Consider the following 12,730-nt stretch of genomic DNA (forward strand, 5'->3'; position numbering starts at 1 on the left):
ATCGCCCTTTTTTAAGCTTTAGTATTTGGTTTGTAGGATGTTTCATTCCATTTGCCTGGATTTTTCATAATTCAGAGGCGTCTACGTTAAGCATTACGATTGCCATCTTATTTACGTTTTTAATTTGTACATATTTTGCATCGGTATTAACGAATGGTCTCGTGTATATGTGGCTGTCCTTTATGATGATCATTAATGCTGTAATGGCGGTATTATTTGGTTATTTTTATTTCGCCTTTTTCACAGCGATGTTTATTGGGCGTATTCGTAGCACAGTTGGCTTTTATATTATGTATGGCATCCATTTAGGGATTACCGTTGGATCAATTCTTGGTGGTTTCTTTATTGAAACAGAGCTGTATATTCAACAAATTCCTTATATGGTGCTTGTCGTATTTGGGGCTATTTTGGGACCGTTTTATTTATACAGTCGTAAACAAAATACAGAGTTAGAAGGCCGGTTGCAAACAGCGAATGAACGTATTTCAGAGTTAAGTGTTTATGAAGAACGTCAACGAATTGCCCGTGATTTACATGATACACTTGGGCAAAAATTATCGATGATCGGTTTGAAATTAGATTTAGCGTTACGTCTAGTCGATAAAAATCCAGATAAAGCTAAAGAAGAATTAAAAGATATTCGTCAAACGGCGAGTATGGCATTAAAAGAAGTGCGTGAAATGGTATCGGATATGAAGAAAGTACAATTATCTGATGAACTGTATCAAGTTGAAAAATTATTACAAATGGCTGGTGTTAATTGTAAAATCGAAGGGGACCGTAAATTATACGATGTACCGCTTATTTTAGAAAATACGCTGAGTATGTGTTTAAAAGAAGCAGTCAATAATGTTGTGCGCCATAGTGGAGCAAAGCATTGTACAATCACGGTTGAGCAATCAACGAAAGATATTGTCCTGATGGTGGAAGATGACGGCGTAGGTTTAAAAACGTCGATTAATGAATCCGCAGGCAATGGCTTAAAGGGTATGAATGAGCGCATTGAGTTTGTGAATGGTAAATTGATGGTTGAGCAACGACATAAGGGGACTGCTTTGATCTTTACAGTACCACTTGTTATCGTATACCAAGAAGGATGATTGGATGAGAAGAAAAGGAATTTTTATGGCGGTATTGATGATTGTACTAGGGATTAGTGCGTTTATGACAATCCAACAAAATCGTAATGAAGACAAAGATATCGCCGTAATTTTAGATCACCAGGCACAAATTAATAAAATTGTCGTCATGCAGGATGATAAAACAGTAGCGACTTTTACTGGCAAAGAGGCCGTGCTTTATGCAGAGCCAACGCCATTAGTCAATATTGCAGAAGTCGAACGAAAAACAATGAAGAAATTTGAAAAAGATGCTACTTATAGCATGCAATATTTTTATGACGATACATTCTTGTATGCAGTAGATGTTTTTGCACTGAAAAATGACGAGCCTCTAACGGCGGATGAAAAATCATTTGTATTTACAATAAATGAAAAAAACTATTTAGCCGTGTGGCAGCCCTATGGTAAGCAGTTATCACAGCATGAACATACAGTAAAATTATTAAAGAAACTTCAAGCAAATTAAAAGGGTACTGACCTACTTTTTAAATTGAATCTCACTGACATTTTTCTAGAAGTCGATATCAAATTCTTTCTGAACCATCTTTTTCTGGTATACAACCGGAGAAAGGTGGTTTTATTTTATATTCATTTTTAGATTAGCCAAGTGGAGATAGGTGTTTTTTAAAACTGAAAAAATATTTCTCCTTAAAAAGGATTATAAAATAAAATGAATGGGAATAGAGTATGGAAATAGCTTGTAAGCGGTTTCTTTTTTAATGTTCACAAACTATAATTTGTAAAATGTGAAATATTTTTTCTTCAAAATGCTTGTTTTTTCTATTTCAAGCATTTATTATATGGTTTAAGAAGGAAGGTGCATTCATGACAGCTTGGTGGAAAAAAAGCTCCGTTTATCAAATTTATCCAAGAAGTTTTCAAGATTCGAATGGCGATGGGATAGGAGATTTACAAGGAATTATGCAACGCCTTCCGTATTTAGAAAAACTCGGCATTGATATTATTTGGTTGGGGCCTATCTATGACTCACCGAATGATGATAATGGTTATGATATTCGAGATTATCAGAAAATTCAAAAAGAATTTGGCTCGTTAGATGATTTTAAGCAATTAGTGACAGCAGCAAAAGCACATGGTATTGGCATTATGATGGATTTAGTAGTTAATCATACTTCAGATGAGCATCAATGGTTTGAAGAGGCAAGAAGTTCACGCACTTCAAAGTACCGTGACTATTATATCTTCAAAGAACAACCGAATAACTGGGGTTCTTTTTTCTCAGGATCGGCTTGGACGTATAATGAACCAACGGATGATTATTATTTACATTTGTTTTCAACAAAACAACCTGATTTAAACTGGGAAAATAGTGAAATGCGTCAAGTCATTTATGATATGATGAAGAGCTGGTTGAAACTCGGTATTGTTGGGTTTCGCATGGATGTGATTAATTTAATTGCGAAGGATGAGCGTTTCCCGGATGGGGAAAAACAAGACGGCGAATTATATGGTGATGGTAGCCCGTACTATATGAATTTACTAAAGGTTCACGATTACTTGAAAGAAATGTATAAAGAGGTGTTAGCAGATGGCGATTATGTGACGGTAGGTGAAACGCCTGGAACTACGCCTGAAAGTGCAAGCGTTTTCACAAATCCACATGACAAGGAATTGTCGATGATTTTTACGTTCGAACATATGGACGTAGATAGTGAGGGGCCTAAATGGCACCATAAGCCACTGGATTTGGTAGCGTTAAAACAAATTTTTGAGCGCTGGCAACGAGAGCTTCATGGCACAGGCTGGAATAGTTTGTATTGGAATAATCATGATCAGCCGCGTGTTGTTTCTCGTTTCGGGCAGGATGGGAAGTACCGCGTGCAATCTGCAAAAATGCTCGCGATAGCACTGCATTTGATGCAAGGAACACCGTATATTTATCAGGGAGAGGAAATCGGTATGACAAATGTTGATTTTCAGTCGATTGATGAGTATCGCGATATTGAAACATTAAATTATTATGAGGAACAGCTAGCGAATGGTAAAACAGCAGAGCTTACGTTGCAAGACATTGCACGAAAAAGTCGCGACCATGCGAGAACACCAATGCAATGGGATGAAACGGGTGGCTTTACAACGGGGACGCCATGGATTCGTATGAATGATAATGTCACACAAATTAATGTCAAAGCGGCGCTTGCAGATCCAAATTCAATCTTTTATACGTATCAACAATTGATTCAGCTAAGAAAAAATGAACATATTGTACAGCATGGAACGTTTGAATTATTGCTAAAAGAGCATCCGCAATTATTTGTTTATAAACGACAAGATGAACAACGCACATGGCTTGTCATTGCGAACTTTTCTGAGCAAACGTTTGCACAAAATTTTGCTACCGTAGACGTCACGCAGCTGACGAAGGCAATTATTACAAATGGTGGTGTGCGCATTGACGGAGAAATTATACACATCGAGCCATATGGAGCTGCGGTATTTGAGGTTTAAAATGTGAGGAGTGATGAAATGGCTACATTGGATTTACAACATGTCGGGAAATTATATGATAAAGAAGTACGAGCCATTACAGATTTTAATTTATCTGTTGAAGATGAAGAATTTATCGTCTTTGTCGGCCCATCTGGATGCGGAAAAAGTACAACACTACGTATGATTGCTGGGTTGGAAGAAATTTCAGAGGGTGACTTTTTAATCGATGGAAAGCGTATGAATGATATGCCGCCGAAGGACCGTGATATTGCGATGGTATTCCAAAACTACGCGCTTTATCCACATATGACGGTATTTGATAATATGGCATTTGGGCTGAAAATGCGTAAATTCCCGAAAAAGGAAATTAAAGAGCGCGTTGAGGAAGCGGCGAAAATTTTAGACTTGTCACATTTATTAAAACGAAAGCCCAAAGCATTATCGGGAGGGCAACGGCAGCGTGTAGCGCTTGGACGTGCAATCGTCCGAGATGCAAAAATTTTCTTAATGGATGAGCCGCTATCGAATTTAGATTCTAAGCTCCGCGTACAAATGCGTACTGAAATTATTAAATTACATCGTCGTCTAAAAACGACAACCATTTATGTGACGCATGATCAGACGGAAGCAATGACGATGGCAAGCCGTATTGTCATTATGAAAGATGGTTTTATTCAACAAATCGGTACACCAAAAGAAGTGTATGAATTACCGAATAATGTTTTTGTTGGCGGTTTTATTGGCAGTCCAGCGATGAATTTCTTTAAAGGGATCATCCAAGATGGCAAATTTATTATTACAAACCATGCCTTTGATATTTCGCCGATGTATGTAGAGGCAATCAAGGCATATGAAGGTAAAGAAGTCATTATGGGCATTCGCTCGGAACATATTACAAGTCAGGCACCGACCGGAGAGATGGCGCTAGAAATTCCGGTGCATGTGGATACGGTGGAGCTCACAGGTGCTGAGCAAATGGTGTATGGCGATTTAGAGGGGCAACCACTAATTGGTCGTGCAGATGCAAAACGGGAAATTATGATGGGCGCTTCATTACCGCTTTATTTCCATACGGAACATGTACACTTCTTTGATGCAAAAACAGAAAATCGTATTTTTTAATGTAGTTGTGCAAACGTTTTCGCAAACTGTGAGAACGTCTTAATAAACAAACAAATGGGAGGCGAAGTAAATGAAACAACGTAAATGGAAGTCGGGATTATTAGCTTTATCAATTGTAGGTGCAATGTCGCTAGCAGCATGTGGTAACGCCGGAGATTCGAGCTCTGGCGGTGGGAAAGACGGTGACAAAACGGTCGTGGATGTATTCCAATTTAAAGTAGAGTTTAAAGACCAGTTCGAAAAAGTTGCTGAGCAATATGAAAAAGAAAATAAAGATGTAGATATTAACATCACAACAGTTGGTGGCGGTGAAGATTACGGTGCAGCGCTACGTTCAAAATTTGCATCTGGCAATGAACCAGCAATTTATAATATTGGTGGACCGCAGGATGTTGAAGACTGGAATGATAAGTTAGCAGATTTATCGGATACAAAAGCAGCTGGTGCGGCGCTTGAGGGAACATTAGCAGGCGCAACAAAAGACAGTAAAGTATTAGGTTTACCTTACAACCAAGAAGGCTATGGTTTCATTTACAATAAGGCAATCTTTGAAAAAGCAGGCATTGATCCGGCATCAATTAAAGATTATGCTTCTCTTGAAAAAGCAGCGAAAGACTTAGATGCGAAAAAAGATGAGTTAGGTATCGAAGCTGTATTCGCGTTACCCGGTAAAGAAACATGGGTAACAGGCTTACATTTATCGAATACATTCCTAGCGCCCGAATTTGATAATGATGTCATGAAAGCTTATGACGCAAAAGATGTAACGTTTAAATACGGAGATGCATTTAAACAAATTTTAGATTTACAAAATAAATACTCTGTAGCACCGACGGTTAGTTTAGATTACTCGAAACAAATGGAAGAATTGTTCTCAAATAGTAAGGTAGCTATCGTACAACAAGGGAACTGGGTATACTCAACAATCGCGGGTATTGATGAGGAGTTAGCGAATAATAATATCGGCTTAATGCCAATTCCAGTAGAAGGCTATGCTGATGCGAAATTACCTGTTGGCGTACCGATGTACTGGGGCGTGAATAGTAATAAAGATGAAAAAGTAGTAGAAGCTTCAAAAGAATTTATCGATTGGTTATACACATCAGATGCAGGAAAAACAGCGGTTATCGAAGACTTTAAATTTGTACCAGCATATGAAGGGTATGATTCATCAAAAATCTCAGATCCATTATCAAAAGCGGTATATGATTACTCAGAAAAAGGCGAAACAATTGGCTGGGTGTTCATGGGTTATCCAACAGATTGGGGTCAAAATAAGCTAGGTGTTGAGATTCAAAAATATTTAAGTGGTAAAACAACATGGGATAAACTTGAAAAATCAGTTGAGAAATCATGGAATGCAGATCGTAATAAATAATGAATGATGGGAATAGGACTGTTCCGTACGAGCCGTATTGCTCCAAACGGCGGTCCTATTTTTATTAGGAGGTAGAGCGATGAAAAAAGGCTTATGGTATTGGGCGTTTATTGCGCCAGCGTTATTTGCATTAGTAGCAGTCGTTGTTGCGCCGTTATTATTAGGTGTCTATTACTCATTTACGAACTGGAATGGTATCGAGGTAAAAGAATTTGTGGGCTTCGATAACTATTTGAAGTTATTCGACGATGAAGAATTTATTCAATCACTAAAATTCACGGTATTATTTGCGGTCGTATCGATTTTTTTAATTAATTTCTTTGGGCTAGGTTTAGCAATGCTTGTGACAGCTAAATTAAAAACAAATAAATTATTACGTACGATTTTCTTCATGCCAAATTTAATTGGGGGCTTAATTTTAGGCTTTATTTGGCAGTTTATTTTCACGAAAGCCTTTGATGGTATTGGACAGGCATTTGGCATTGAAAGCTTGCAGGGCTGGTTATCGACGACAACAACTGGCTTCTGGGGCATGGTCATCTTAATGAGTTGGCAAATGTCTGGGTATATTATGGTCATTTATATTGCGTACTTAGAGGGCATTTCACCAGAGTTAATTGAAGCGGCGGATATGGACGGGGCGAATGGCTGGCAGAAATTCCACAGTATTATTTTCCCACTTGTGGCACCGGCCTTTACGGTCAGTATGTTCCTAACTTTATCGAATACGTTTAAATTGTACGATCAAAACCTGTCATTAACTGGTGGTGGGCCGTACAATTCAACGCAGATGGTGGCGATGAATATTTTCAATACGGCGTATAAGCAACTTGATATGAGCTATGCGCAGGCAAAAGCGGTTATTTTCTTCTTAATTGTAGCCGTTATTTCACTGCTACAAGTGTATTGGAATAAAAAACGAGAGGTGGAGATGTAAATGAAAAAAGCGTATTTATTACCGCTTGAAATATTCGGCATTATTTTGGCGCTCATTTGGTTATCTCCATTTTACTTAATGCTCGTCAATTCATTTAAAACGAAGAAAGAAATTTTTAGCGATACATTAAAGCCGCCTGCAGATTTTACGTGGGCCAACTATGTGCAAGCGTTTAAGGAACTTGATTTTGCGCAGACATTTTTTAACTCATTGATTATTACGGTTGGTAGTGTAGTTGTCATTATTATTTTCTCTGCACTTGCAGCCTATGCATTATCCCGTGTGAAAAGCAAAGTATCGACAGTTATTTTTTTCTTATTCGTTGCGGCGATGCTCATTCCATTCCAGTCAGTGATGATTCCCTTAGTGACGATTTTTGGTCAGCTTGAAATGCTAAATCGTGGCGGTTTAATCTTCATGTATTTAGGCTTTGGCGCTAGCTTATCAATCTTCCTTTATCATGGGGCGCTGACATCAATTCCAAAGTCGCTTGACGAGGCAGCAACAATTGACGGCGCCAATCGCTGGCAGGTTTTCTGGCATGTTATTTTCCCGATGCTGAAGCCAATTACTGTGACAGTGGCGATTTTAAATACCATCTGGATTTGGAATGATTACTTATTACCATCACTTGTGATTAATGCAGATGGTATGCAGACGATTCCACTAAAAATGTTCTTCTTCTTCGGGGAATATACGAAGCAGTGGCATTTAGCATTAGCAGGCTTAACGATTGCGATTGTACCGGTTATTATCGCGTACTTCTTCGCACAAAAACAAATCATCAAAGGGGTATCCGATGGTGCTGTAAAGTAAAGGAGTTTATGTATGGCGACAATTATAGACGTAGCAAAGGCAGCCAATGTGTCGCCGTCAACGGTGTCACGTGTTATTGCGGATCATCCGCGAATTAGTTTGAAAACGAAGCGGAAAGTTCGTGAGGTCATGAAGGACTTGGCGTATTATCCGAATATCCAGGCGCGTAATTTAGCGGCTAAAAAGACGATGATGCTTGGCGTTGTGATGGGGCATTCGGCGATGCTCGCATTCCAAAATCCATTCTTCCCCGAAGTCATTCGCGGTATTAGTGCTACAGCACATGCAAGGAAATATGGCTTATCACTATCTACAGGGGGAACAGAACGTGAAATTTTAGATGAAGTGCGCGCGATGGTACAAAGTAAAAAGGTAGATGGTATTATTCTCCTTTATGCGAAAGACCAGGATCCGATTTTTGAATATTTACGAGCTGAAAATTTTCCATTTGTTGTCGTTGGCACACCACCGGAGCATCGGTTAGAAACGGACTATATTGATAATAATAATGTCGCGTTAGCAGAGGAGCTTGTCGATTATTTAATTGCTTTGGGCCATGAAGACATTGCTTTTGTTGGGGGTGACATTCATTATGGCGTGACGCGCGACCGTGTAAAAGGCTTTGAGCAAAGTTACGCGAAACATGGCTTAGAGGTAGATGCGGCGTATTATCAGCATAATACCGATCATGTTGAAGAAACCTTACTTAAATTAATGCAGCTTAAAAATCGACCAACAGCGATTTTGACACAGGATGATTTGATGGCCTATGAAATAATTACGCATTTAGAACGTCTAGCGATTCGTGTACCAGATGATGTATCGATTATTAGTATTAATAACCATGCCTTATCGAATTATGTGCGACCCGCATTAACGACGGTGGAAATTCATATTTTTGAATTGGGTTATAAAGCAGCGGAATTTTTATGCCAACGCATTGAAAATCCGACAAAAAAGGCGCAACATGCTTTCGTTGAAACGAAGCTCATTGTGCGTGAATCTTGTGCGAAGAGGTGTTGAAATGCAAAAAACATGGTGGAAAGAAGCGGTATGCTATCAAGTGTATCCACGTAGTTTTCAAGATAGCAATCAGGACGGCATTGGTGATCTAAATGGGGTCACAAGACGTTTAGATTATTTGAAGGATTTAGGGATTGATGTCATTTGGTTGTCACCAATGTTCAAATCACCGAATGATGATAATGGTTATGATATTAGTGATTATCAGGCGATTATGGATGAATTTGGCACGATGGCGGATTTTGATGCCTTGCTTGAAGGGGTACATGCACGTGGCATGAAACTGATTTTGGATTTAGTTATTAATCATACGTCAGATGAGCATGAATGGTTTATTGAGTCACGCGCAAGTAAGGATAATCCAAAGCGGGATTGGTATGTGTGGCGTGATGGCAAAGACGGTGCGGAGCCAAATAACTGGGAAGGGATTTTTGATACACCTGCCTGGGAATATAATGAGGCAACGGATGATTATTATTTGCATATTTTTTCGAAAAAACAGCCCGATTTGAACTGGGAAAATGAAGAAGTGCGTCAGGCTCTTTTTGATATGGTTAATTGGTGGCTCGATAAAGGCATCGATGGCTTTCGTGTTGATGCTATTAGTCATATTAAAAAAGATCAAACATTTAAAAATGCACCAGCACTAAATGATGAACCATACGTCAAAGCATGGTCGCAGTATATGAATGTTGATGGCATTGCACCGTTTTTGATAGAACTTAATCAAAAAACTTTCCGAAAACATGATGTCATGACCGTTGGCGAGGCCAATGGGGTTGGTATCAAGGATATTGATGCGTGGGTGAATGAGGATAATGGCTACTTTAATATGATTTTTCAGTTTGAAACACTTGGTTTATGGAGTGTTGAAGAGCAGCACCTTGATGTCCTAGCATTAAAAGAAGGCCTAACAAAGTGGCAACATGCACTGGCAGACAGTGGATGGAATGCATTGTTTATTGAAAATCATGACCAGCCACGTGCCGTATCGACCTGGGGTAATGATACGACGTACTGGCGCGAGAGTGCAAAGGCGCTTGCAACGATGTACTTCTTTATGAAGGGCACACCATTTATTTATCAAGGGCAGGAAATTGGCATGACGAATGCAGCTTTTGATAATATTTCCGATTACCATGATATTCAAACGACGAATCAATATGAGCGCTTAATAGAAGCGGGAATGGATGAGCAGCAGGCGAAAGCCCGCGTATGGAAAACGAATCGTGGGAATTCACGTACGCCAATGCAGTGGGATGCGGAAATATATGGCGGTTTTTCAAAGCAACAACCATGGATTCCGATGAATGAAAACTATCGTGATATTAATGTCGCTACGCAAGAAAACGATTCGCAGTCGATATTACATTACTATAAAGACATCATTCGACTGCGAAAACGTGAGGAGGCACTTGTGTATGGACGCTATGATTTAGTATTAGCAGAGCATCCGCAAGTTTATGCTTATACGCGTACGTGGCAACAGGAACGCTGGTTAGTGTTAAGCAATTTGTCACCGCAAGCAGCTACGATAGAAGCGGTTGAAGGGATTGTCTATGATGCCGATCAGTTACAACTAGCAACCCATAAGGTAGCACATGACGTAACAGCAAAATTAACATTACAGCCATATGAGGCACGTATTTATAAAATTTTGAAGACAAATAGGATAAGATGATTGGCAAAATTTTTTACGAGAACTATCCTGGTGGCTCAGGGTTAATGTCAGGTGCAGTTTATGGTAAGATTGCGGGGGAAAATGCGGCAAAATATGTAGCGGCAGCCATGAAATTAAATTCTTAAAGTCATTCGGAGAAAGAGACTAGGTTCCCGCCTAGTCTCTTTTTTTGGTAGATATGGTTAATACATGCGTTTTATCGTCTATTTCGGTATAGTGAAACTAATAGGAATGGAGGGCGATTATGTCAGAATTCAAACGCTTTATAAGCCGTACATGGAAAAATGCTAAAAAAGATATTAAAGCAGAGGCAAACCAGCAATTTAAAATTGACTTTGAAGGGCATCAAATAGTCGTCCAATCGACATTTGATTGCACCACATTAGTCATTGATGATGAAGTCATTGATGAAAAATATCGACCAACAAAGTTAGGAAAATTACGTCTAAGTGAAACGGTTAAGGGGCAAAAAGATGGTCTGGATGTGAAGGCGAAGGTCGGTGGTACGACAACACTTGATTGTACATTTTATATAAATGGTAAAAAGATAATAAAACAAAAGCGTGAGATACAAATTTATGTGTGGAAGCATCGCACGAAAATTATTCCATTTTTAATAGAAACGTACGAAAAAAACGGGTCATTTGAAAATATTGTATTGCCCGATGATGACTATTATTTTTTAGAGGATGATGAACGCTTAGCGCCTGGTGAATATTGTGATCGCTTATTTTCATTAGAGGAGCAAGGCTATGAGGACACATTTGCGAAGCGCTTAGTAAAAAAAGTTGATTGGCTACTTGAAAAGCCAGCTGATAAAACGCGAAATGATATTTACGAAGTGGTTATGGATGATGATTTTCCAGAATATGCCTTTGCTTTTAAAGAACAGCTCGCACAATTAGAAGTAGACGAGGACGCACTTTATAAAGAGGCAAAATGGTTTATGGAGCATGCAGCGCATCGCTATGTCGTTGATTTTGCGCTGTTACTATTAGGGCGTACAACGGTTAAAAAAGATTTAGAAATGCTACGTGTAATTGGACGTCATGAGGAGTTTACCGCATTTGTGGCGGCAGCGATAATGGGGCATGGTGCTGATGCGAATGAAATACTGTTTGATAATATGAAACATACAAAGAACTATGGACAGCGTGCGGCGCTTATTTTACTAAATGAACCAATTACAGAAGAGATGCAGCAATGGCTATTATATGACATCCCACTTACAAGTGATCTAGATGTTGTTACAGTGGCGATGATTGCACAAAAAAGTTCACTTGCAACGGCACTAAAGGCGGATGTCGTAAGTGAAGCTTTATTTGAACGTGCAACGGCTATACTTGTGCCATTAGTCGTTATAGAAGAACTTGCCGAGCTATATGATGAGTTACCAGATGCCTTACTTGATTATGTGCGCCATGCTAAAACGCATATTACGAGCTATGAACAAGTTCATCCACTTGCGAAAATCGCGCTATCATTTGCGGAGTATGACTGGGAGGAAGTCTTTGAATCGTCAACTTGGCAGCCTGTGGAGAAAAACCTAGTGACATCAGGTATTCAATCTATTTTAATGAGTTCGAATTGGCAACCGAAAATTGATAAGGCCTTTGCGGAGGGGCGTAACATGGCACAGGCTATCGATATTGCGCATGCAAGTGGCTATGACTATATCCCACTCGTTTATAAAAAGATTGTGAATGGCAATTTCGAACCGTATTTATATGAAGCGCTAATTGTACAAGGGGATTATCGTCAATTTATTGCGGTTGTAGACTATGTAGAGCAGTTTGAACTGTCTCTGCTTAATCCGGTGGAGCGTGAATGCATTGAATTAGTGATTGATGCATTAGCATCACATGATGGTGTCGGTAAAACGTTAATGCATCATGCGCTACAGTTAGACGATGAGATGCTAGAATGGCGTGTACTGACGACTTTTGATGTATGGAAGGTATCGAGCTATTTACCTGATTTTGAAGAGGATTTGAAAAAAATCGTGAAAAAATCGCCGGACCGTGAGCATCGTCGGTTCGCTAAACGCCTTTTAAAAGGGCATGATTAATTATATAGAGATAACAAAAGAGGGCATACACGATTGTGTATGTCCTCTTTTTTAGATGGACCTGGTGGGGATCGAACCCACAACCCCCTGATTAAGAGTCAGGTGCGCTAGCCAGTTGCGCCACAGATCCGAG

General features: G+C 39.3%; 11 protein-coding genes and 1 tRNA gene. 11 read left to right on the forward strand and 1 reads right to left on the reverse strand.

The features are described from left to right. The 11 genes from QI30_RS06010 to QI30_RS06055 form a co-directional block, all read left to right on the forward strand. On the forward strand, window positions 1–1,100 hold a 1,100-nt coding region (locus QI30_RS06010), incomplete at its 5' end, for a sensor histidine kinase (RefSeq protein WP_233600535.1). Between the two features lie 4 nt (window positions 1,101–1,104). Further along, window positions 1,105–1,587 (forward strand): hypothetical protein, encoded by a 483-nt coding sequence (locus tag QI30_RS06015; protein WP_126990028.1) that lies wholly within the window; start codon window positions 1,105–1,107, stop codon window positions 1,585–1,587. A 359-nt stretch (window positions 1,588–1,946) separates the two neighbouring features. Beyond that, window positions 1,947–3,590 (forward strand): glycoside hydrolase family 13 protein, encoded by a 1,644-nt coding sequence (locus QI30_RS06020; protein ID WP_126990029.1) that lies wholly within the window; start codon window positions 1,947–1,949, stop codon window positions 3,588–3,590. Window positions 3,591–3,608: 18 nt separating this feature from the next. After that, complete coding sequence (locus tag QI30_RS06025) at window positions 3,609–4,694, forward strand: ABC transporter ATP-binding protein (RefSeq protein WP_126990030.1); 1,086 nt, start codon at window positions 3,609–3,611, stop codon at window positions 4,692–4,694. Between the two features lie 70 nt (window positions 4,695–4,764). Continuing rightward, a complete protein-coding gene (locus tag QI30_RS06030) occupies window positions 4,765–6,072 on the forward strand; it encodes an ABC transporter substrate-binding protein (protein ID WP_126990031.1) in 1,308 nt (435 codons plus the stop codon). A gap of 79 nt (window positions 6,073–6,151) precedes the next feature. Beyond that, complete coding sequence (locus QI30_RS06035) at window positions 6,152–7,009, forward strand: carbohydrate ABC transporter permease (protein ID WP_126990032.1); 858 nt, start codon at window positions 6,152–6,154, stop codon at window positions 7,007–7,009. After that, entirely contained in the window at window positions 7,010–7,825 is an 816-nt protein-coding gene (locus tag QI30_RS06040) for a carbohydrate ABC transporter permease (protein ID WP_126990033.1), read from the forward strand. 12 nt (window positions 7,826–7,837) lie between these two features. Further along, window positions 7,838–8,848, forward strand: a complete 1,011-nt coding sequence (locus QI30_RS06045; protein ID WP_126990034.1) for a LacI family DNA-binding transcriptional regulator — start codon at window positions 7,838–7,840, stop codon at window positions 8,846–8,848. 1 nt (window position 8,849) lies between these two features. After that, complete coding sequence (locus QI30_RS06050) at window positions 8,850–10,529, forward strand: glycoside hydrolase family 13 protein (RefSeq protein WP_126990035.1); 1,680 nt, start codon at window positions 8,850–8,852, stop codon at window positions 10,527–10,529. Next, window positions 10,526–10,654 (forward strand): hypothetical protein, encoded by a 129-nt coding sequence (locus QI30_RS21070; protein ID WP_255411555.1) that lies wholly within the window; start codon window positions 10,526–10,528, stop codon window positions 10,652–10,654. The genes QI30_RS06050 and QI30_RS21070 overlap by 4 nt, the downstream gene beginning before the upstream one ends. Before the next feature lie 119 nt (window positions 10,655–10,773). Beyond that, complete coding sequence (locus QI30_RS06055; protein ID WP_126990036.1) at window positions 10,774–12,597, forward strand: hypothetical protein; 1,824 nt, start codon at window positions 10,774–10,776, stop codon at window positions 12,595–12,597. Window positions 12,598–12,653: 56 nt separating this feature from the next. Here the strand turns inward: QI30_RS06055 and QI30_RS06060 are convergent. Beyond that, window positions 12,654–12,727: transfer RNA gene (locus tag QI30_RS06060), tRNA-Lys, on the reverse strand. Window positions 12,728–12,730: the final 3 nt, after the last annotated feature.

Source organism: Candidatus Kurthia intestinigallinarum (genome assembly GCF_003991225.1).
Taxonomy (GTDB): Bacteria; Bacillota; Bacilli; order Bacillales_A; family Planococcaceae; genus Kurthia; species Kurthia populi.